At 41.3% G+C, this 21,757-nt stretch carries 18 protein-coding genes and 1 pseudogene; 8 read left to right on the forward strand and 11 right to left on the reverse strand.

Annotation, left to right across the window (positions count from 1 at the left end; all coding sequences use genetic code 11):
- Positions 1-100: 100 nt before the first annotated feature.
- Positions 101-2,284, reverse strand: a complete 2,184-nt coding sequence (locus tag F6K57_RS13910; RefSeq protein ID WP_293068435.1) for a phage tail protein — start codon at positions 2,282-2,284, stop codon at positions 101-103.
- A gap of 462 nt (positions 2,285-2,746) precedes the next feature.
- Between F6K57_RS13910 and F6K57_RS13915 the strand changes: the two genes are divergently transcribed.
- Positions 2,747-4,228, forward strand: a complete 1,482-nt coding sequence (locus F6K57_RS13915) for a putative Ig domain-containing protein (protein WP_293068438.1) — start codon at positions 2,747-2,749, stop codon at positions 4,226-4,228.
- A gap of 248 nt (positions 4,229-4,476) precedes the next feature.
- Here F6K57_RS13915 and F6K57_RS13920 read toward each other — a convergent pair whose 3' ends face one another.
- The 4 genes from F6K57_RS13920 to F6K57_RS13935 all read right to left on the reverse strand — a co-directional run bounded on the left by F6K57_RS13920 (position 4,477) and on the right by F6K57_RS13935 (position 8,729).
- The gene (locus tag F6K57_RS13920) at positions 4,477-6,741 is read right to left on the reverse strand and encodes a hypothetical protein (protein WP_293068441.1); all 2,265 of its coding nucleotides are present in this window, start codon (positions 6,739-6,741) and stop codon (positions 4,477-4,479) included.
- A gap of 752 nt (positions 6,742-7,493) precedes the next feature.
- Positions 7,494-7,619, reverse strand: a complete 126-nt coding sequence (locus F6K57_RS13925; RefSeq protein WP_293068444.1) for a hypothetical protein — start codon at positions 7,617-7,619, stop codon at positions 7,494-7,496.
- Positions 7,620-7,699: 80 nt separating this feature from the next.
- Positions 7,700-8,215 (reverse strand): DUF29 family protein, encoded by a 516-nt coding sequence (locus F6K57_RS13930; protein ID WP_293068447.1) that lies wholly within the window; start codon positions 8,213-8,215, stop codon positions 7,700-7,702.
- A gap of 160 nt (positions 8,216-8,375) precedes the next feature.
- The gene (locus F6K57_RS13935) at positions 8,376-8,729 is read right to left on the reverse strand and encodes a DUF433 domain-containing protein (RefSeq protein WP_293068495.1); all 354 of its coding nucleotides are present in this window, start codon (positions 8,727-8,729) and stop codon (positions 8,376-8,378) included.
- Between the two features lie 232 nt (positions 8,730-8,961).
- Between F6K57_RS13935 and F6K57_RS13940 the strand changes: the two genes are divergently transcribed.
- A complete protein-coding gene (locus F6K57_RS13940) occupies positions 8,962-9,297 on the forward strand; it encodes a XisI protein (protein WP_293047812.1) in 336 nt (111 codons plus the stop codon).
- 30 nt (positions 9,298-9,327) lie between these two features.
- On the opposite strand, the gene F6K57_RS13945 is transcribed toward F6K57_RS13940, so the two are convergent.
- The 5 genes from F6K57_RS13945 to F6K57_RS13965 form a co-directional block, all read right to left on the reverse strand.
- Entirely contained in the window at positions 9,328-9,501 is a 174-nt protein-coding gene (locus F6K57_RS13945) for a hypothetical protein (RefSeq protein ID WP_293068450.1), read from the reverse strand.
- A gap of 252 nt (positions 9,502-9,753) precedes the next feature.
- Positions 9,754-11,028 (reverse strand): glycosyltransferase, encoded by a 1,275-nt coding sequence (locus tag F6K57_RS13950; RefSeq protein WP_293068453.1) that lies wholly within the window; start codon positions 11,026-11,028, stop codon positions 9,754-9,756.
- A 105-nt stretch (positions 11,029-11,133) separates the two neighbouring features.
- Positions 11,134-12,105, reverse strand: a complete 972-nt coding sequence (locus tag F6K57_RS13955; protein WP_293068456.1) for a CinA family protein — start codon at positions 12,103-12,105, stop codon at positions 11,134-11,136.
- A gap of 399 nt (positions 12,106-12,504) precedes the next feature.
- On the reverse strand, positions 12,505-12,753 hold the full coding sequence (locus F6K57_RS13960) for a UPF0175 family protein (RefSeq protein ID WP_293068459.1): 249 nt from the start codon (positions 12,751-12,753) through the stop codon (positions 12,505-12,507).
- Positions 12,754-12,862: 109 nt separating this feature from the next.
- Positions 12,863-13,555: a Uma2 family endonuclease gene (locus F6K57_RS13965; RefSeq protein WP_293068462.1), complete on the reverse strand. Its 693-nt coding sequence runs from the start codon at positions 13,553-13,555 to the stop codon at positions 12,863-12,865.
- 293 nt (positions 13,556-13,848) lie between these two features.
- Here F6K57_RS13965 and F6K57_RS13970 point away from each other — a divergent pair, with 293 nt between their 5' ends.
- From F6K57_RS13970 to F6K57_RS13990, 5 genes are all read left to right on the forward strand, one after another.
- Positions 13,849-13,977: a hypothetical protein gene (locus F6K57_RS13970; protein ID WP_293068465.1), complete on the forward strand. Its 129-nt coding sequence runs from the start codon at positions 13,849-13,851 to the stop codon at positions 13,975-13,977.
- Between the two features lie 284 nt (positions 13,978-14,261).
- On the forward strand, positions 14,262-15,275 hold the full coding sequence (locus tag F6K57_RS13975; RefSeq protein WP_293068468.1) for a 3-oxoacyl-[acyl-carrier-protein] synthase III C-terminal domain-containing protein: 1,014 nt from the start codon (positions 14,262-14,264) through the stop codon (positions 15,273-15,275).
- Between the two features lie 568 nt (positions 15,276-15,843).
- Positions 15,844-16,278, forward strand: coding sequence for a hypothetical protein (locus F6K57_RS13980; protein WP_293068470.1), 435 nt, complete (start codon positions 15,844-15,846; stop codon positions 16,276-16,278).
- Positions 16,279-16,288: 10 nt separating this feature from the next.
- Positions 16,289-18,736: a pentapeptide repeat-containing protein gene (locus F6K57_RS13985; protein ID WP_293068473.1), complete on the forward strand. Its 2,448-nt coding sequence runs from the start codon at positions 16,289-16,291 to the stop codon at positions 18,734-18,736.
- 210 nt (positions 18,737-18,946) lie between these two features.
- A complete protein-coding gene (locus tag F6K57_RS13990; RefSeq protein WP_293020745.1) occupies positions 18,947-19,516 on the forward strand; it encodes a Uma2 family endonuclease in 570 nt (189 codons plus the stop codon).
- 34 nt (positions 19,517-19,550) lie between these two features.
- On the opposite strand, the pseudogene F6K57_RS13995 reads toward F6K57_RS13990, so the two are convergent.
- A pseudogene (locus F6K57_RS13995) lies at positions 19,551-20,449 on the reverse strand (transposase).
- A gap of 679 nt (positions 20,450-21,128) precedes the next feature.
- Between F6K57_RS13995 and F6K57_RS14000 the strand changes: the two are divergent.
- The coding region (locus F6K57_RS14000; RefSeq protein ID WP_293068477.1) for a calcium-binding protein at positions 21,129-21,757 on the forward strand (629 nt) is incomplete at its 3' end.

Consider the following 21,757-nt stretch of genomic DNA (forward strand, 5'->3'; position numbering starts at 1 on the left):
TAGAATTAAGAATTAAGAATTAAGAATTAAGAATTAAGAATTAAGAATTCTACATTCTACATTCTGCATTCTACATTCTGCATTCTGACAAACAATCTTCTCAAGTCACATAAAATACCCCTACCTGAAGACCAAAGCGCAAGTATTCATTGAGGGCTGCTTTTAAATTAGCTTGGCGCTGGGGCTGCACTAAGGGATTGAATGCTCCCATCTCAGAGCCATTTTCAGCACCGGTGCGGATTCCCTCAGGAGTGTCAAAGGTCAATTGGCCATAGCCCGGTTGACCATAGTTAAGAGTTGTGAAAACAGGTTGCTGGTTAGTTAGTAATGTGGTATTTTCTGCTGCTGTCAACTCGTCGATACTGTTGCGTCCTAGCCGCTGTGCCTCTTGTTCCAGGAATAGGTCAGGTTGACACTGATAGCGATTCGGTGTTTGGGAACCGGACGGAACATAAGAGAAGCGTATCCCACCAACCTGTCGTTGTTCAACGGTGACAGTATCTGTGAAGATAGTTTCTGAAGCCAAGATTATTTCCTGGACAGCGACTTGACCGAAAACAGTGGTTCTTGCCATAGTGGTTGGGGGTCCGTAACTGTTGTTAGCAACAGATGCGATCGCAAATTTCCCAGCGCCATCAATAATACTATCTTCGACAGTTAAGTTAGCACTCTGTGCTGGTAGGCGTAATGGTCCGACAATGCTGTGTCTAATCATTAGCTGTAAATCAGCTGTCTGTCCTTCTTCGACAACTATGCTGGCTTGACCTTCTTCTGCCATCACGGTGCAGTGGGTTAGGTTCAGTCTCAGATTCCCTTGAATTGCGATCGCACCTTTGATCAGCAAGCCATTGAGATCTAAGGTTGACCCCGCTGCTGCCCCCACTACAGTTAACTTTCCATCCACGGGATGGATACTAGGGCAAGCGCCATCAGCGGCTTCAATCACTAATCCTTTAAGATTGCTCAGTTGCAGGGGAGTGTAATAGGTACTGTTATCCATAATTCGGATAACTCCGAGCTTGCCACGGTTTACCCATTCCTTGAGGGCTCCCTGCAAGCTAGTAAACCATTGCTCAGATTTGGGAGTATGGGTTTTTGAAACAAACCATACCGTGTTAGAGGTCTGGGTTAAGCTTTGGCGTCGGCTGTAGGGTCCACCACCAAGGTCAGCACTAAATCCGTAATTGTAGCTGACTTGTAGTTGATCTGGCTCCGGGTCTTCCCCTTCCGCAAAAGTCAAGCGTCCCAAATCCACATCCACAGCTACGGTTTTCCCCTCTGAAGGGCGACTCCAGTTGCGCAAATCCCTCCCTTCTACCTTATCGATTGGGATCAGTTGACCATTTTTAATAATCGTGACACTGCTGAGATCACCGTAGTAGTCTTGTAACTCTTCCTGAAAAGCTTGGGATGCGATCGCTTGGGGTACATTAATTGCTGCCGCCACCTCGCTAAACTCGGTTCTAGTTTGAGGACGGTTAAACAAGGGCATGTCATAACCCAAAGGATGGAAGGTATAGCGACCTTTGTTCGGTAAGGGAGTGACTTGAAAGGTATACTTGCGCTGGGTTGAGGCCGATTGCACCGCAACAATGGTATTTTGGAAGCGTTCTGGATCCTGACCGAGGGCAAAGGAATAGGCAACATTCCGTTGTTCGGTAATGGCATAAGCATTACTATTCCTGACCGGGTAGCTTTCCAGACGCCACAAAAACACTCCTACACTGGGGATGTTATATCTACCGCGATTGGATTCAAAGGGACGGATATCGATAGTGTGGGCAGCAGTGTTGAAAGGACTGTCTAGGCGCTCTAGGGCATCGGTTCGACGCAGGTCAAAGGTACCCCCTTTCCCTGGGCGGATGTGAGACAGATGCTGGGTTGTGGCGATATAGTCAAAATATTCTACTACCCTGGCTTTCCAGCCAGTTACATCCTGAACCACCATTTCCAAAGTGGCAGTAGTCCCTTTACGGCGACGGTAACGAATTGTATTAGCAATCCGGGTACGTTGGCTGAAGATAATCTGCTTTTCATCATTTAAATCCTCGATGCCCAGTAACTCAGCAATATAGGGCATCACCCAGGAATCACAGGTTTCAATAAACCAGTTGTCATACAAGCCTTCAATATCAGCTTCTATAATCTGGAGTTCCTTTTCCATTACTGCCAACAGCGCCCGTAGGGGTTCCCCTTGGGCAAAATCTCGCTGCCGGTAGATAGCAGGTAATAGATTATAAAGCCGCTCGGTTGATTGGTTCATCTTAGGAATACCGTTGTTCACCAGGGAGATTATAGAGAACTCAAAAGTCAAAAATAACAGGATTTGATCAGATGCGCATCTTATGGTAATAAACAATATAGATTCTTAATAAGGGGAGCAGTAAAGGTAATTGATAATTCCTGAAACCCTTATCTATCAAGATATACGAGCTTGTAAATCAAAAATAATATCTAAAAAGCCTAAACTCCTATAAAATTATAATTTGGGCAAAATTCAATATCTGCATAGCCTTGCACCATACTTTAGCTACGGTTTCCCCAAAGGAGACCATTGAGCTGTTTGCAGTTACATACAGCAAAAAACAACAGGGCTACTTACACGTAGTACCCGATTAATCTGTAAACCATTAGTTGGAGGTGCAGCGGAAAGGGGCTGAGTGCGGTATTGCGTCCACACTTTGAAAGCTCCTTGCTAACTCTAACCCTCAGGGTTTAAGTGGTGTATTCTGCTGCGAAATTTTCGATGAAAAAAATCCGTATTGTTCTGTGGGCGGCACTATTGTCTGGTGCTATGCTCATGATTCCACAGCCAGCTCAGGCGATTGAAAGCATAATCGAGCCGGTCAGTCACTTTGATACTGGCACAGAGGGTTGGAGCGTTGTTGACGTTAATGATCAAGAAGTTGACCCCGAACAGTCTAGAATCTGTGGATTCATCACTGGTGGCTACATTCGTAATGATGATCAAGTCGGTGATGGAGCCTACGATTACGTTGCTCCCGAGAAGTTTGTTGGTGACAAATCCAGTTTTTTCAATGGAAACCTCAGGTTTGCTGTTGAGGTTAATTTGGAAAATAGCGATCAGATTACCGAGGATATCAATAGTTTAAATAATAGTTTAATAAATGGTTTAATAAATGGTTTAACAATAAGTGGTGGTGGTTTGGAACTACAGAACCATGTATCGACGCCCACTATAGACCAATGGACTCCCTACACAATCCCCCTTAATGCAGAGGGTGGATGGATAAAAACTGACAGCAATGAAGCAGCGACGAATTTAGAGATAATGCAAGTGCTGACAGATTTGGATTATTTAAAGATTAATGGCGATTGGTTTACAAATACCAACAAAGACCGTTCCAGTCTCGATGAAGTTCGCTGGGAAAAGTGTGGATCTCTCTACGTCTATGAACCCCCGAATAATTCTGCCCCTGTGGTGACTAATCCCATTGGCGCTCAAACCATTAACGAGAATGAGTCTTTTACCCTGACAATTGGGGAAGCAACATTTAGCGATACCGATGGAGATAGTCTGAGCTTGAGTGCAACCATACCGAGCTGGTTGGATTTCGATGGCACTACGTTCAGTGGTACTCCCAGTAGCGATGACATTGGCACAACCACAATTACTGTAACAGCCTCTGACGAGCTATGCAAAACCGTCAGCGATGCCTTTGAACTTCAGGTTAACCATGTTCCCGTGCGTACTGAAATTGCCAATTCAGTGGAGGATTTTTCTGATACTCAAGGAGAGCATAACTGGTTCTATGGCTACTACGATGGTTCCCTGACCAGTGCTGATTTCCATGAAATGCAGGAATACACTAAGGGATCCTGGAAAGTGAAGCAAGGAAAATACTGGACTGAGCTATCTAACACTATTGCTCATCCCAACGGTCCGAAAACCACCGGTAGACGGAAAAGGGTTGAGCAGTGGGGAGTTCGTCGCTGGGTTAGTGACATTGAAGGGGAAGTTACCTTCAAGGGTCACCTCGCCAAGAAAGACAGTCGTACTGCCAGCGATGGTGTGATTGCCTATATCTTTGTTGATGGTACTAAAATCTGGTCTGACGCAATCCATGGCAATGATGGTGTTGGGGTTTATTTCACTGTATCGAGCAAAGTGCAAAAAGGCTCGGTAGTTGACTTTGCCCTGGCACCTGGCAATAGCGACTTTTTTGATAAGAGCACATTCACGATTAGCATCATTGGTTTGTTGTAGAGCTTAAGTATTCAGCGGTCAGCGGTCAGCGGTCAGCGGTCAGCTTCAAATAAACCTTGTTCGCCCATTGCGCATTGGCGCAATGGGCGAACGGGAGAATTTAAGATTGATAGATTAATGAGAATTGAAAGTCTTCAGAAAAGTCCTTGGCTAAGGTCAAAGGCTTATAACTGATAGCTTACGTCATTTTGCGAGAGCTTCCATAGTAGAGACCCTGAAAATAATTGCCATATAAGTGCCATGTTTTACTAAGAATTACCCTCTATATATGCTTGAATAGTTTTAATTAGATGGTTTTTATTTAGTTGACATTTATATAACTCATCATAGAAGTTAATATCTACTTCTCGCCAACTTATCCAACCGAGCAAACTAGTATGGGAATGTTTATTATCTGTAAAACTATAAGCAACTAACTTGGGAGCATTTCTGATGGAAATTATACAAAAATCGTCCTGAGGGCTAATTATGTTCTCAAGATCGTCTTGATAGACCATAATTTTAAAGGTAGATTGATTGATCAGTTTTGATTTCGTTTCATCATCAAGGGAATCGTAAAAATACCGAAATTCATCCTGTTCATATTCAATCAGATATCGTTCAGCCACTCGAACGTCCAAAAAATCTTTCAATTGCTGTTTATTTTTCAGGATCTTGAGGAAATGTAATGAACAAATTGCCTTGACCGTACCTTCTTTGTATAACTCAGCCAGAGTGAGAATCTCCGAAAAAACAATTTTTCCTTGTTGTAGATATAAACTACTATTGATTAGTGTTTTGAGGCTGTCTATTTTTTTAATAAATAGCGGTATAGTTTGCCGTCTACTATATTGACGTTCTAAAAAAGCTACTAATTCTGGCTTTTCGCTGAGCAGTAAATGGTCTCGTAGTTGTTCTTTTAAACTATCTAAGTTATCTTCATAGTCTTGCTCCCAATAGATAGATTTTATATCTAGTCCTTTTTCAAGGTTTGCACTGTTATTGGTATTCCAATGTGCTACAAAGAAACCTATTGTCTGAGTTTTGCCCGATTGAGATTCCGATAGGACTCTCCAAGTTTCAATACACCTATATGTAGGTCTATTTTCAATCATACTAAGATCATATCGCTTAGTGAATTCATAACTAAAAGTTGCTTCTTGCTCTGTGGCATTACTTTCATAACTTTTGATACTAATTTCTATAGGGATTATATTATTCAAATTCCATCCCGCTTCCCTTGACTGTTCGCTGCTATTTATGGCTTTAGTTTCCCCCTTAATATTAAATGTTATTTCTCCTTCGTCTTTGCTAGCGTAATTTTTGCTTTCTCGTTGCAGCTTTATTGTCACGACGAAATCCTTCGCAGGATCATAAAGTTTAAGTCTGATAAGAATAGGTTTTAGTATAAATTCATATAGTAAAGATAAGCATAAAGCCATAACCGCACTTAGGGGTAATAGATATACCCAAATCCCTGACTTTATCGGTTCTTCTAGTAAATATAGTAAGTTTTCTTCTTGTACAATTTGATGGCTTTTGTCCAGGAAAATATCTAAACATAAAATATAGTATTGATCAGTATCTTTATCTTTAAATTTATACCATAACGTTCTAATTGCGTTAGTATTTTGATCGTTTATATCTATATAGATACCAGTAATTGCTGACTTATTGTCGAAACCATCAGTGATAAAAAAATTATTACTATAATCATTGTTACTAGCTCTAAACCAAGGTCTGGTTTTAAAATCTATCTCTGATGTATAACCCTGATCAGTAAATGGATAAGATATCAAAAAACCTGTATCAATGTTAAAAATATAAACATTATTTATTCTGAGATCAGGAATATGTTTCCAGTAATGCTTATCATCTGTTAAATAAGTAATTACCTCTTTACTAAAATCATGAAAATTTTGTGTAGCCATACTATCGTCATCATTTTTTATTATTTCTGTCCCTATACTTTTTAGCATTATATGAGTAAAGTTTTGAAAAATTTTATCATTACGACTTTGTTTTTGTTGTTGATTTCTGTTTATTGCCTGCTCCTGGACAGTCTCGTTTATATTACTCCATTGTTTTGAATTAAAATCGATTACACCAGAATAATCATAGTAAACGTTAATAGATTCACTTGTCTTTATTATCTTCCAGGGAACAGAACCTTCATTTGGTGATAGATTGTCAACAATTATTTTTTTTGTTATATTTCCAGGAACGTTTAGGATTCCAGATCTTTGAAAATATGATTTATAGTCCTCTTTTAATTTATCTTGTGTTTTTCCAACAAAATCAGCAAATATTTTTGTAGATTCTACCTCTAGGTCTAGATTCTCATACCAGACAGTGAGCTGTTTATATTTCTCAATTTCTCGATTATTTTTTACAACATATCCAAAAGATATGATCAGCACCATCGATACTATATAAGCAATTAAAAATTTAGAGGATAATGCATAGGATAATACACGATGTATTAATTTAAATGAATTATTGTCTGATTTCCGATTGAAGCCTGAAGATACCATACTATAAGTCTAATTTCCTATTTCAATGCAGGTGTTTACACCTAACTGATTTGCCAATTGTTACTAGGTTAGCCCTAGGGCGTGTTTTCAAAGTTTTCCGCAAGATTTAGATCCCCCCCAGCCCCCCTTAAAAAAGGGGGGAGCCATACTCAAAGTCCCCCTTTTTTAAAGGGGATTTAGGGGGATCTCCGAGGCAAGAAAACACGCCCTAGGCACTTTCAGATGTCGGGGATAAGATTTTTAATCTCTTGATACTAAGTTTGTTGCAGAGAACCATGATTGACTGACTTTATTCCTAAAACCTTTGATGTTACCTAGGGAGCAGTGGAATGCTAGCAAAATCCAACAAAACCATTGCCAGGGTGAGGTTTTACTATGTTCAACCCAACCTACGAAGCTGCAATAATAAGTCTATTCGCTGAACCCTGAGTACTAAGATTCGATAATAGCGATCGCGAAGCGGTTCCAAAGGAACATCGCGTTTTCTTACTTCACTGCTTCCTTATTTGGTTTTGGGATTTGGTTTGAGTAGTGATTATGATATCACTACAGCTAACTTCTCACCTCTCCCTATTCGTATTGATAGTTTTATCAAATTTATTTTGATTTGGCAATGAGTATTTGTACTTTTTTTTTTGTATAAATGAGTTGTAAAACTAGATTGTGATTTTTTATAAACTAAAAAATTCTGTATTCCTTACTGCTCTTAGCTATTGGGAGTTTTATGTTTCCTAACCTTTTGGATTATTTGTTCACATATCAAATCGAAATACTATAGTAATCTTAATTTCCTTCATGTTCCTTCGGTAGTGCTTCAGTTTGACCCGGTGGGTGGAATGGGCATCTTGGTGGAACAGGCATCTTGGTGGAATGGGCATCTTGCCTGTTCCAATTTTCGGACGGGCTGTACCAACGCTGGCTATGAGGCGGACAATGAGAGTTTCTTCCCTAAAGCATCCTACGCCTCCCTACCCCACTCTTCGCCACCTGGTAATTCAGTTAAATAATCATCTAAAACTGCTGGCAGTTCTTTAGCTGAATACCGGTAAGTGAGACTAAGTAAACTATTGGCAGTCAAAATCAGCTGTGGTTTATCCAGTCTCTGGGAAAGTTGAGACCGCCTTAACTCTCCATTGAAAACTTCCAGACTAGCAGGAGCGATCGCTGCTTCTAGTGCTTCCTCTAACCTGGGCTGCCATTGATCAGGCTTAATATAATAGGAGGTCTTATTATCTTTGAGATTAAGCTTTTTAATTTCCAGAATTGAACTGGCAATTGAAGCTGCCCAAGAATTGGTTAAACGCTGCTCAACTTGGTTTTTAATTAAGTGGATAAATAGCCTAACTAGGAACGAATCAATATTACGCAAAATTGCCTGTTTACTCATCCCTTCTAATTCATCGACAATTGCTAAAGCATCTGCGTATCGTCCTTCTACAATGCTAGTTTTGAGGTCTATAAGTTCTTGTGTCATAGGTAAGGGAATTGTTAGGGAGTCGGGAGCAGGGAGCAGGGAGCAGGGAGCAGGGAGTAGGGAGCAGGGAGTAGTTAATTTAGAAGAGGTGATTTTGATAACATTAGTGTGATCAAGATTTAAAGTAGAGGCATAAAACTAATTTGGTCTTGATATTAATCTAACTAGCCTCTATTGTTTTAGTATGGTTTTGATAGGCAGCCTCTTTTTCAGCTTTAAACTGTCGGAGTTTTTCAATAAAAGGAGGGGGATTTTTACGCTGTTGCTCGCGCATTTGATGACTCCACGCCAACCAGTCAGCAATATAAGCGCTCACGGAAACTTGGTTGTGTAAATAGTATAAAATTGTGGCATAAACCTGTTCTAGTGTTACCGTCCTATAGCGTTCGGCAATCGCTTCTGGTGTCTGGGCGCGATGGATATATTGATAGAGAATATGTTCTATCCCAATGCGTGTTCCTTTAATGCGAATATCATCGGGGGCTAAAAAATCAAAGTAATCTTCTAATTGCATTAGAACAGTTTTTAATTGAGGGAGTAGGGAGTAGGGAGTAGGGAGTAGGGAGTAGGGAGTAGGCAACAAGGAAAAAATATTGTGTACCTGATTAGGCTATAACCCGCTATTATATATAATACGTGGTGATAATGCGTAGGCTACTTGCCAAAATCATACCCTAATTCAGCAACACCTGGTATTTGACTATGGTAATTATTGTTTTTGAACCAAATACCCAGGATATTTTACAATGGATACCGTAAAATTATACCAAGATACCGTCGAAAAAATTCTCAAAGACTATGCGGCAATCCCATACAGTTATGGTGATATTAAGCAGTATGTCATTATTGATGCCGATCGTACTCATTTCCTACTGTTTAATGAAGGATGGAACGGCAAAAAAAGAGTCCATGGCGTTGTCACCCATGTTGAAATTCGTCAGAGCAAACTCTGGATTCATTATGATGGCATCGAAGACGGCATTACCGATGAACTAGTTGCGGCGGGTGTGCCAAAGGATCATATTGTCCTCGCCTTTCATCCTCCCCATTTACGTCAACATACTGGATATGCGATCGCATAACCCCAATCACAAATATAGCAATTATCATAGCTATGAGGTACACAATTTCTGGATTTTAGGGAACAGGGAACAGGGAACAGGGAACAGGGAACAGGGAACAGGGAACAGGGAATAGCGATGCGCTGGATCAAGACAGGGAATCAAAGTCAAAGAAGACTGTACCTCATAACTGCGAGAAACGCTATAAACCGAGGAATAAGACAATTCTCAAAAAAGTGCGATCGCATCAGCGCTAACCAGTCAGTCCGCAACTTGATGCGATCGCATCCCATAGTTATTCAAGTAAGAAGTGAGTAGTAAGGTATGTTCATAACGCACCCATCCCATTAACAATTCCCTCTTCTTTCTTCCCTACTCCCTACTCCCTACTCCCTACTCCCTGTTCCCGACTCCCGTTCCCCTCCTGGGAGGGGTTAGGGGTGGGTTCCGACTCCCGACTCCCGACTCCCTAAAATCCTAACCCAATCGAGATTCAATAATAGCGATCGCATTAGCAATGCCATCTTCATCCCGGATTTGTTTGCCCAAGGCTTCAGCATTTTGCCGAATAGTCTGGTTTGTCGTCACTTCGCGGATAGCAGTAGCCAGCTTCTCGGCAGTCAATGTCTTTTGGGGAATCGGTTTACTGCCCACACCAAGGGCATGAACACGCTCGCCCCAAAACGGTTGGTCTACAAAAAAGGGACAAATGATAGTCGGACGACCTGCCCGTAAGCCAGCAGCGGTAGTGCCAGCCCCACCATGATGCACCACTGCCGCCATACGGGGGAAAAGCCAATCGTGGGGAGCGCTATCAATTTTGAAAATGCTGTCGGGCAAGTCATCCACAGCCAAGCCACCCCAACCCGTAGCAATAATCCCCCGCACATTGGCTTGCTGTAACCCTTCAATCACAATTTCCGTCAGCCGCTGGGGATCTCGTCCAGCCATACTGCCAAAACCGACATAAACCGGAGGATTGCCAGCATCAAGGAAATCCTGTAACTCAGCCGGTGGTTGCCATGTATCTTGTTCCTCTAGAAACCAGTAGCCTGTTGGCACCACACTCTCAGGCCAGTCCGTAGCTTCTGGCATAACAAACTTACTGTAACAATATAAAACCGGAATCTGTTCACCGGTAGTGGTACGCAGAATATTAAAACTCCCCGGTTGGGGTGGCAAATCATGGTCAGCTCGCCACGTTTTAACGGGTTTGCCTGCTGAAAACTCCATTAATCGATTGACGAAGCGATAGGTCAGTTTGTTATACCAGCCCCCTAAAGGCCATTTCGGGAAGCCCATGTTAGGAAATTCAGCGGTAGGCACCAGCATCGGCAAGGGAACCGCCATGATCACGGGAATGCCCAATTTTTCGGCGAAATGAGGGCCCCCATAGGCTTTGGGGTGGAAGATGATCAGATCAGGGTTGGCTTGTTGTGCGGAATTCCAAGTATCCTTAAGCATCATCCGTTGCATGGGAGCAACTTGTTTAGATAACTTGCGAGTGAGTTTGATGATTTCCCAGAGGTTGGTCGTATTTTCCATGGCATCGCGACCTTGATCTGAATTCATCAGCTTCATCATCTCATCGGTCATATAGCCATAACTTAAGCCATGCTCCCTGATGAATAATTCAAAACTGGCACTAGTACAGACTGTGACGGTATGTCCTGCTGCTTTTAAACCTTTGCCCAATGCTACATAGGGCTGGACATCGCCCCGTGAACCTAGTGTTTGGATAAATATATGCATAGGTCAGTAGACTTCTTTGCTGAAGTAGGGAACAGGGAACAGCGGATCTGGGAATAAGGGTACATGAATCAATTGTGATAATTTTTGTTCCCTGTTCCCTACTCTCTACTGCCTGCTCCGTCTTTCCTGTTCCCTTTTCTTTCTTCCCTTTCCTATACCCAATCGACAACGCTCGCTGTGCTCCTTGATCACCCAAGTTGGTTCACCGTACCTGATGTAACGGCCATCATAGGGTTCTTGACACATGGAGTCGAGAGTTTTACAAGTCACATTATCGCCGTCGCTGGTACAGACAAAATTTTGGAGGTGTTGTGTCGCCAGTTCCAGAGCGTCAATCACCACATTTTGCCGAATCAATTTCCGGGTCATGGATAAGATTGGAGCTGATACATAGCCCTTAGGGTCGGCCTCAGCTTCGGAACGATATTGTTGGCATACAACTTCAGTCATAGGCAATCCATCACCATCGCACAGTGCCATGCGCCGGTGGCTGGTATTGAAGACAATGGGCTGCTCTTGGATGTCACTGTCTTGGCTCTCAGAGATGGTGCGAATAGAAACTGCTGCGTTGACAACACCGAGGTCTTCCAATTTATTTTTGTCAACTGGTCCCGCTTGTCCGGTAACTGCAATGGAGACCATCGCCCGACTATTTTTCAAAGCACCAGCAGCCATTTGTCGAGCTGTGGTTTCTGTATAAACATCGCCTTTTTTGACCCCAAGCATCTTGCGCTTAGCATCACTATCATAGGTGGAAAATCCACCGTAGGTGTAGGAGCCATAGAGGGGAATGTTGACGATTGTGGAAATAATCATGCCACTGGTCAGAGACTCCGCTGTGACAACATTTAGCTGCCGTGCCTTAATTTCTTTCAAAAAGCTTTCAGCTTTGTCATTCATCAGAGGAGTGTAATCAATGGACATATAATCTACTGTAGTGCAACCATTGTCCATGTACAGTAACCCTCGTAAGCAGGTTTGAGCTGAGTCGCTGGTATCCGCCATTGCTAGTTGGACACCAAGCAGAAAGGGTAAGATTAGCGAGACCAGTACCATCAAAACTTTATTTTTTCGCATTTTTGATTGTCTTTTTCCAAAAGATAGTTAAATTGACTCTGATTACACTATCAATGATTGGGTTTTATTAGCTGGTCTTTATTTAAATTTAATGGTTTTGAGAGCAAGGGAGTAGGGAGTAGGGAGTAGGGAGTAGGGAGTAGGGAGTAGGGGGAGAGGATTTGATGTTTTTGTTATAACTGAATAATTTTTAATTTAAATGCACAACTAAATGCACAAAAGGTTTAACAAAAATAATCCGATCTTCCGATCAAAAACGTTATTCCGAAGTTTTACAAGGTTTCAAAAATGTGTTTTACGCTGATCGGGATGCCGTGATTTGATTATAAAGTTGAGGCAGAAGCTGTAAGTGTTGAATCGCTGCCAAATTTGTGATTGCCGATGTATCGCTAATAACAATCACAACCTTCCTAACTCCCGCAAATTTTTCAAGTCAAGTTCAAAGTCTTCAACATCGTAGGAGTAAAGCGGAATTTTGCGCTGCTTAAGAAATTGGCGAAACTCGTTGGGTTCCATGTGGGCCAGTCGGCTGGCATAGTTTAGTGTTAGGCGACCTGTTTGGAACAAGTGTAATGCAATTTCCTGGCGAAACTCACTTGGGGTAAGCTGAGATGCTTGTAGGATTGCGTCTGAAATAACGATACTCATCGCATAATTGCCTTATCAATCGTATTTTTAATGATAGCTCAAAAACTTTCTGGGTAGTGGTAAAGATGTAATCTTTACCACTACCTAATACTCCAAACCTGACAATTAATTAATAAAAACTTGCCAACTGCTGCAAAAACTCTTGATGTTCCTTACTGGCCAAGCCAGCTTGCAAGGTTGCCATCACCTTCACCATATCTTCCGCCAAAAGTGCCGAAACTGCTAACCATAATCCCGGAAAAATTTGGCTGCGGATAATTCCTTCTTGATCAGCTACAAGCGAAACATAGTCTCCCTCTTGCCAAGAAAACCAATCAAAACGCTGGTCAATTACCTGCCAAACCAGATATTCTTTTACTCCATTGCGACGATAAACTCGTTTTTTATCTCGGAGGTCAATAGAAGCAGTACTTGCTGCAATTTCTGCCACTAGTTCTGGTGCGCCCTCAATATAACCATCATCGTCCAGGCGACTTTGGCCACCACAATTGCTATCAATTAGTAAAACCACATCAGGTTGGGGTTCATTATCAAGATCCAGCCGCACTGTAGGGTTATCACCTAATCTTACACCAGGAGTCGCTATTTTATAGTTGCCCAACCAAACGAGTAAATTAGCATGGGGCTCAGCCTGGGATTCAAACCGTAAGGGTGATCCCATATAAACAATTCCTTCAATTAGTTCTGCTTTTTTGAGATGGGGCATGGCTTGATAACGCCGCTCAAATTCTCCACGAGATAGCAGATATCCATTTTCTAGGACTGGAATAGTTTTCTGTCTGTTACTAGTGGGAGCACTCATAACTTTTCTACTGTTTCCTAATGGGTTTGTAATCAAGTTATTAGTTATTAGTTATAGCAGTTTTAAATTGGGTGAGGTACATTTTTTAGGGAGCAGGGAGCAGGGAGTAGGGAGTAGGGAGTAGGGAGTAAGGAGTAGGGAGCAGGGCTGTTTGAGTAAAACGTAAGCATATGCGCTACGCGCACGCTACGCGAACAGCTGAATGCTGACAGCTGTCAGTTGTCAGCTTAAAATAAATCTGGGGAAAAGTTTTGCTTAGCGATGCGCTACGGGCAGCCAAATGCGATTGGCCTATGGCCTCAGCTTCCGCGCTTATGCGATCGCATTTGAATTGGGATGTTGGTTTTTGCTGGAGTAATTCCAACGCAACGGTCAAAGTTGGCTTCAGCTACGACAACCTATCCCTGGATGTCTGTCGATAACAGTCTGTATGTTAATAAACACAATAAAGCAGGGTTTATTAATAATTATTTCCAGTTTATTGACAAGAAGTGTTTATCATAGTAAATGATTTAAAGTAAACTTACCGACTCCCGACTCCCGACTCCCGACTCCCGACTCCCGACTCCCGACTCCCTATTTCCTATTATGACTTCGGAGCAGGGAAAAGTGCTGCTTTGCTTGACAACAACGATAGAAAAACATCAGCCATTTTGGTAAACTTGTATTACTGGATTCAACACTTATGGGAATAGAGAATATAGAGATGAGTCATCAGTCAATCGGTATTACTTCTCTTGGTTACTATTTACCAACTGGAAGAATGACTAGTTTGGAAATGTCCCAGCTTTCTAATACTCCGGAAAATGTCTTTATTGAAAAAATCGGCATCTTTCAAAAGTGCGTAGTCACTGATGATGAGCAACCCTCAGAAATGGGTACCAAAGCGGCATTGTCTGCTATAGATAATGCCGGGATTAGAGCTAGTGATATCGATCTTATTGTTTACTGTGGTGTAGGGGATTATGATTATCGACTATGGTCACCGGCTGCTAAGATCCAATCTGAAATAGGAGCTGATCAAGCTTTTGCTTTTGAGGTCAGAAACTTCTGTAATAGCGGCAATCTAGGGATAGATATATGCCGTAATATGTTAATAGCAAACACTGAGTTTACCTATGGGTTAGTTGTTTGTAGTGACAGATTATCAAGTCTTGTGGACTACTCTAATCAAGATAGTTTATCCACATTTATGTTTGCCGATGGTGCTACTGCTGCCATTCTGAAGAAAGGAGAAACTAGTAACCAAATTTTGGCTTATCACGCGGTTACTGATTCAGAAGCTGTGGACTGTCTTAAAATTCCACTAGGGGGAACTAGGCTACCTTTTCATTCTGACAATGTAGACCAAAGCTTAAATTATATGCAAGTTGCTGACCGTGAAAAGCTAGACAAAATTATTTCAGAAGTTTACCTGGAGAATTATAAAAAAGTAATTTTGAAATCCCTACAAAAAAGCTCATACACTATCAATGATGTAGATGTAATCTTTACTAATCAAGGAAAAAAAAGCCTATTAATAAATATTTTTTTCTGGTTGGGCTTGACCCTAGAACAAACATTTATCTCTCTTCCTGAACATGGAAACTTAGGGGCTAGTGATACGTTACTTGGCCTCTGCAAAAGTAGAGAAGAGGGTAAGATTAAACCAGGGAATTTGGTAGTGCTAGCAAGTAGCGCTGCTGGCTTTTCCTGGGGGGCTTTGACTATTAAATTTTAAATCCATGTACCTGGAAAAAAGCAGAGTAATCAAAAAGTAAGCATATGCGCTACGGGCACGCTACTTGAGGTGCCGTCAGTTGTCAGCTGTCAGTTGTCAGCTTAAAATAAATCTGGTTTCCATGGAAAAGTTTTGCTTAGGGATCAGCTACGGGCAGCCAAAGGCGATTGGCCTATGGCCTCAGCTTCCGCGCTTATGCGATCGCGTTTGAATGGGGATGTTGGTTTTTGCTCGGGTAATTCCAACGCAACGGTGGAAGTGGGGGGTGGATCTCATTAAAGCTGTTTGACCCGGTGGCTGGAATGGCCATCTTGGTGGAATGGCCATCTTGGTGGAACGGGCATCTTGCCCGTTACAATTCCCAGGCGGACTGTCCCAACACTGGATACCGAGAAAATGAGGGCGAGCTCGTCCCTAATGCATTTTACGAACTCGTAGGGGTGGGAGTAAAAGGGTCACTTTCCCTTAACAAAATTTAAAAGCAAGACATTACTCCAAAACTAGGTAAATGTTCTATAAGTAGAGACAGGGTCCGCTAGATTTCTCAAAAACACTATCTAGGTTTGGCATGACCACAGACCAGGAACCGATAACCCGAAAACCAGTCAGTAAGGCAACTCAAGATCCAACACAGCCACCAACTAGACTAGTAACATGGCCTGGAAAGTTTACTAATAAACTCCTGATCAACATCTGGGAGCCCTTGGACCAGATTGGGAAAGCTTTAATAGGTGACCTCTGGCGAGATGTCTATTTGACAATTCAGGATGCGATTGGTCTTAGCATCCTATACGTTATTTTCGGCTGGATATTTCAGTCGATAACTAAAGAAAATTTTACAGGCTTTGATCAATGTGTGGGTACCTGGAACGTTTGGGAAGTAAACCGCTACTTCTGCCTTGTTGTTGTCCTGTTAGCTTTTAGCTCCTGTATTACCTTAAGTGGTCGGATTGTCAAACGCTTCTTAAAAGACCTGATTAATCATCTACGATGGAATCAATAGGCTAGTTAGTATGTCTCCAGTTAAACGCGAAGAAATTAGTCTCTACGAAGAAGCCAAAGCTGGTCTGAGTTCTTTGTTTTGGCAAACAGCCCAAGTTTTTACTAGTTTACTAGTAATCTTCTTGTTCGCTGGTGGCAACCCTCCCGCTTGGTTAGTCACCGCCAGTTTTTTCGTCGGCATTGTATTTGTTGCTTGGAGAGAACACAAGCGGACTAAGGATGGATCAGGTGAACAGAAACAAACAAATGAGAAGGAGGATAAATCAAACCCAACTATAGTTTCCAAAGTTTCCAATCACAGTTACAAGCAAATTGAAGCCAGTGAGGTCTTGAGAAGATATGAAGCAGGAGAAAGAGATTTCCGAAGGGAAAATCTTAGAGGTCAGTCATTCCAGGGAGAAGACCTTTCAGGGGTAGATTTTAGTGAAGCGGATATTAGAGGGGCAAACTTTAATAATGCTATTTTAAAAGGTACTAAGTTTTGTAAGGCCAAGGCGGGATTACGAAAGAGAATAGCAATTATTTTAATAGCATCATCATGCCTGCTTTCAGGACTATCAGGGGCAGCCTTTGGGCTAGTCGGTGTGAATGCCTCAAATGTTCTGAACCCTAAATATATTAATAAATATACTTTTATTCCTGCTACAGTAATCTTTGTCGTATTAGTACTTTTCTTTACTCTCACTATCAGGCGTGGTTTTACAAAAGATATAGCAGCTTTCGCTGGAACTGTAGCTGGAACTTTAGCTATTTGTGAGGCTTTGGCTTTTGTTGTATTTAAGGATACGGGTCTCGATATAGGTCAGGAAACAGCTTGGAAGTTAGCTGGGGTAGGGTTCTGGGGTTTGACTGGTGTTGTATCGGGCACTTTAGCTGTGACTGGAGCTTGGGCTATCAATCGGACTAAAACTCTGGTTCTGTTCGGATTTTGGATTGTGGGTTTAGCTATAGCTATTTATCTTAGTTGGTTTTTGTCTAAAGGTTTATCTACAGGGTTTATTTACAGGTTGCCTTACGCTGTGACTTGGGCTGTGGCTCTAGGGTTACTGTGTATTTATTTTAGTTGGCAAGCCTTAGAAGAAAATAAAAAATTTGTTGTGATTCGGACTCTTGCTCTTGCTTTTGCTGCTATAGGAGGTACAAGTTTTCACCAAGCTGATTTAACCGATGCTGATTTTACGGGAGCTATCCTCAAAAGTACAGATTTACGAGAGGCTAATCTCACTCGTACGTGTTGGCGAGATACTATAAAACTTGACCGAGCAAGACCAGTTGAAACTATCTTAGCTGATACAGCTGTCAGAGAATTATTAGTTAGTGGTGATGGTAACAATAAGTCTTATGTTAAGGCCAATCTTAGAGGTGCAAATTTAAGAATGGCTAATCTAAATAAAGCTAATTTAAAACTGGCTGATCTTAGCAAAGCCACTTTAGAAGAGGCTAATTTAGAATGGGCTAATTTAACTGAAGCTAATTGCGTTGGTACTGATTTTACTCAGGCTTATCTTACGGGAGCTTGTTTAGAAGCGTGGAATACTGAAAGTAGCACCAAGCTTGAAAATGTTGACTGTAAATTTGTATATCTTCTTGAAAAAACCAAGCATGATCAAACAGACGATCGCGAACGTCGTCCAAGTAGTGGCGAATTTCAACCAGGAGAATTTACCAAGCTATTCCAAGAGGTCTTAAATACTGTTGACCTAATTTTCCGAAACGGTGTTGACTGGAAAGCTTTTGTTGCAGCTTTCAGAAAAGTCCAAGTAGAGAATGAAGATACCGAACTAGCTATTCAGAGTATTGAAAATAAAGGGGATGGTGTAGTTGTTGTTAAGGTAAGTGTTCCCCCTGACACAAATAAAGAAAAGATTCATAGTGACTTCACGAAAAACTATGAACTTGCCCTCAAAGAATTAGAAAAATATAAAGCAGAATTAAAAGATAAAAATGAACAGATAGTAAGTTATCGTGAGGATAGCAATAAATTATGGAATATTATTCAACTACTAGCTAATAGATCTATTTACACCATTATTGATGTTAGAGCTAAAGCCGAGAGTGATATGTCAGATAATTCACAGAGTTTTCATATAGACCAAAGCAAAGCTAATAATCCTAATGTTACTAATCCTAGTATTGCTGTTGCCAAAGACAATGCTATACAAGAACTTAAAATTACTAATTTGACACCAGAGCAAAAACAAAGCCTAGACGAAGCAGCAGCTGAAATTCAGCAACTCCTAAACCAACTATCTCAGACTAATCCCACTACAACCAACAAAGAGAAGATGATATTTGTAGGTGAAGTTATTGATCAAATTGACAATAACCCAACCCTAAAAGCCAAAGTGATCAATGCCCTGAAAGCAGGAGGAGTAGAAGCCTTCAAAGAAGCCATAGACCATCCTTTAGTTAACATTTTGATGGCTACGATTGAGGGATGGAAAGAAGTTGAGGTGTAAGCTATCAGCTATCAGCTATCAGTTATCAGTTATCAGCTATCAGTTATTAGCTATTAGCTAATAGCTAATGGGCTACGCCCACGCTACTTGAGGTGCCAAAGGCCAACGGCTGACGGCTGACGGCTGACGGCTGACCGCTGACGGCTGACCGCTGACCGCTGACCGCTGACCGCTTACAATAGGCTTATCAGCTCAAGTAACAATTTTCCAATGGTTCAGCAGCTAACTCCCACCACCGATGACATTTTTTATCCCGAAAGTGACGGTAAGCCCTTGGCGGACAATACCCTTCAATTTGAACTAATTACCACCATTAAGTTTGGCCTAGAAGTTCGATTCAAAGATGACCCCAATGTGTTTATCGCCGGGGATTTGTTGTGGTATCCAGTACAAGGACAACCAAAAATCAACCAAGCCCCCGATGTCATGGTAGTTATCGGTAGACCAAAAGGGCATCGGCCTTCTTACAAAACCTGGGTTGAAGATAACCTTAATCCCCAGGTGACCTTTGAAATAGCCTCACACACAAACACTATCAAAGAATTAGAAGAGGATAAACTCAAGTTTTACCAGACCCATGGAGTAGAAGAGTACTATCTTTTTGACCCAAATCGAACAAAACTAAAAGGCTGGTTGCGTTCATCAGAAACCTTAGAACCCATCCCCCAGATGCTTGGTTGGGTTAGTCCCCGTTTAGGAATTACCTTTGACTTAGTAGACTCGGAATTGGTACTGTATTCTCCTAAGGTCGAGCGCTTTGCTATAGCAGTCGAAGTATAGATTAGGACGTTAACTGAACAGCTAAATCAACTCTCTATCTAAAATCTTCGATAGTACCTTTTGATTTTATAACCCGATTTTTAATCGGAAACCAATAATGTTATATTTTCTTTAAATCAGGAGAATAGGGGGGCAAATAGTGAATTTCACAATCCGCTGCTTCAACTAATTATCTAATTCTTTATCCTCTCTTGGTGCGCGTTCCATAGGCGAATAAACCTCGCGCCTTGTCGCACCTCTGGATTTAATTCAGGAATCAATTTATCTTTAAGCCATGTCTCAAATACTGAAGGATTACAAGAACCATCAAAAGTCAGTGGCGCTATCAGTTTTCCTTCAACCAAACCACTCATAATCCTGACTCTTACACTTCTTTTTACTGATTTTAAGTCATAAAATCTTTTTCCTTTTATTGATGCAGTCCCTCATGGAGGAAACCCCCGTCATGCCACTGCATCGCTCTCATTCCATCCATAACCATAGTCTTCACGATTATCCATTCCTGATTCATCTATATAAACTAACTGTTCCAGCTTCTTTTGACTAACTTTTTATCGAAACGCTTTTTTTCTTCATCTCTTTATCGATAACCGTAAGTTTTTTTTTCGGGTATAACCAATTTTTTTAAAGCCTTTACCTATAGTCCTATCACTAATCTTTTATGACCACGCTTCTGCCATTTTATTCTGAGTTAAGCTACCATGAGCACGGGACAAATTACCGAAATTTATCCAAATCAGCTATTTTAGAAATATATCCCTTTTGATAACCCTCTTTTGCCCTATAATCTCTTGTTTACTTTCTCTTTTTTAACCAGAGGTCAATTGTATTTCGGCTAATTTTGAAGAGATGACTAGCTTCAGTTTTTCCCATGCCATCGTCAATAGCGCCCATGACTTTTGTTCTTAAATCGTAACTGTAAGGAACTGGCATTTAATTAATTGATTAACAATACTTTACTTTCTGACTAGTATGTCCTAAGATTTGCTTCGACTGCTATAAATGCTGCTAAAACTCGTTACCAACAACAGATTTACCGGCATTCTTTGGAGATGATCAAATATCAGACTAATTTACAACGGCAGCAGTACCAGCTGGCATCCTTGGTGAAGCAGTCTCAGGAGGTGGAGAAGGAGCTGGCGGAGTTGAGTGTTGTGCGATTCTCCTAGGTCGCCGCTACGCGAACGCCCTATGCTGGTCGGGTTAGACGGGTGAAGATTGTCTCGCAGACGGACCGGGTGATCACTGCTGAGATTACTCTTGATGTTAGGGATGGTGGTTAATTCTAGGGCAAGGGCATGTTTGTGGTAGTGGTGTCTTTGCCCAATAAGTTTAAAATGATCGGAGTCAATAACATCATCTGACCACTAAGACTTGAACTTTTATTCTCTCATTAAAGTATATTTACCGGATACCACTAAGATAATTTAAAAACCATTGTCTAGTCAATGACTTTGTTGATTATTGTATGATATTAAGCATTTTGATAGTCAATAATCTGTAGTTAATCATACAAATTACTGAACTTTTATGTTCGAGATTTAAACAATATTTTTTATGGGATAATTTTTTTAGTTATCAAGGATAGTATTTACTATCAAGGAAAATAAACATGACTAATATCATCAATGGAACACCAGGGAATGATTTGCTTGAGGGTACTCCTGGTGATGACCAGATTAATGGTAACGGTGGAGATGATACTCTTTTAGGTCTTGCTGGCAATGATCAAATCAATGGTGGTTCTGGCAATGATTCCATCGAAGGTAATGATGGTGATGACCAGCTTAATGGCAATGGTGGCAATGATTTGATTTTCGGTGATGCTGGAAATGACCAAATCAATGGTGGTTCCCAAGCTGATTTTATTGTTGGCGGTGCTGGTGATGATGTAATAAATGGCAACGGTAGCAATGATGGCGGTGAGCTCCTTTTTGATTTTGATGGAGGAAATGATACTTTAACGGGATCTTCAGACCGAGAGCTTATTGCTGGTGGCGATGGCGATGATATTATTTTTGGTAATGGTGGAGACGATAGAATTTTTGGTGGCGAGGGTCTAGACCAAGTCTTTTTAGGAACCGGTGCTGCTGAAGTCATTTTAACTACAGGGGAGGGGTATGATACTATCTATAATTTTGATCTTAGTCAAGCTAAATTTGTTCTACTCCCATTCTTTGTAGGCCAAGACTTAGATTTTGGGAGCTTGGAATTTTCTGATACTAACCAAGGAACTGAAAT

The organism is Moorena sp. SIO4A5, assembly GCF_010672005.1.
In the GTDB taxonomy this organism is placed as follows: Bacteria; Cyanobacteriota; Cyanobacteriia; order Cyanobacteriales; family Coleofasciculaceae; genus Moorena.

What these genes read in the sequence shown, in the direction of transcription:
- F6K57_RS13915 (WP_293068438.1), top strand. Translation starts at nt 2,747, where the DNA reads ATGAAAAAAATCCGTATTGTTCTGTGGGCGGCACTATTGTCTGGTGCT.
- F6K57_RS13920 (WP_293068441.1), bottom strand. Translation starts at nt 6,741, where the DNA reads ATGGTATCTTCAGGCTTCAATCGGAAATCAGACAATAATTCATTTAAA.
- F6K57_RS13925 (WP_293068444.1), bottom strand. Translation starts at nt 7,619, where the DNA reads ATGCCCATTCCACCAAGATGCCTGTTCCACCAAGATGCCCATTCCACC.
- F6K57_RS13930 (WP_293068447.1), bottom strand. Translation starts at nt 8,215, where the DNA reads ATGACACAAGAACTTATAGACCTCAAAACTAGCATTGTAGAAGGACGA.
- F6K57_RS13935 (WP_293068495.1), bottom strand. Translation starts at nt 8,729, where the DNA reads ATGCAATTAGAAGATTACTTTGATTTTTTAGCCCCCGATGATATTCGC.
- F6K57_RS13940 (WP_293047812.1), top strand. Translation starts at nt 8,962, where the DNA reads ATGGATACCGTAAAATTATACCAAGATACCGTCGAAAAAATTCTCAAA.
- F6K57_RS13950 (WP_293068453.1), bottom strand. Translation starts at nt 11,028, where the DNA reads ATGCATATATTTATCCAAACACTAGGTTCACGGGGCGATGTCCAGCCC.
- F6K57_RS13955 (WP_293068456.1), bottom strand. Translation starts at nt 12,105, where the DNA reads ATGCGAAAAAATAAAGTTTTGATGGTACTGGTCTCGCTAATCTTACCC.
- F6K57_RS13960 (WP_293068459.1), bottom strand. Translation starts at nt 12,753, where the DNA reads ATGAGTATCGTTATTTCAGACGCAATCCTACAAGCATCTCAGCTTACC.
- F6K57_RS13965 (WP_293068462.1), bottom strand. Translation starts at nt 13,555, where the DNA reads ATGAGTGCTCCCACTAGTAACAGACAGAAAACTATTCCAGTCCTAGAA.
- F6K57_RS13970 (WP_293068465.1), top strand. Translation starts at nt 13,849, where the DNA reads ATGGCCTCAGCTTCCGCGCTTATGCGATCGCATTTGAATTGGGATGTT.
- F6K57_RS13975 (WP_293068468.1), top strand. Translation starts at nt 14,262, where the DNA reads ATGAGTCATCAGTCAATCGGTATTACTTCTCTTGGTTACTATTTACCA.
- F6K57_RS13980 (WP_293068470.1), top strand. Translation starts at nt 15,844, where the DNA reads ATGACCACAGACCAGGAACCGATAACCCGAAAACCAGTCAGTAAGGCA.
- F6K57_RS13985 (WP_293068473.1), top strand. Translation starts at nt 16,289, where the DNA reads ATGTCTCCAGTTAAACGCGAAGAAATTAGTCTCTACGAAGAAGCCAAA.
- F6K57_RS13990 (WP_293020745.1), top strand. Translation starts at nt 18,947, where the DNA reads ATGGTTCAGCAGCTAACTCCCACCACCGATGACATTTTTTATCCCGAA.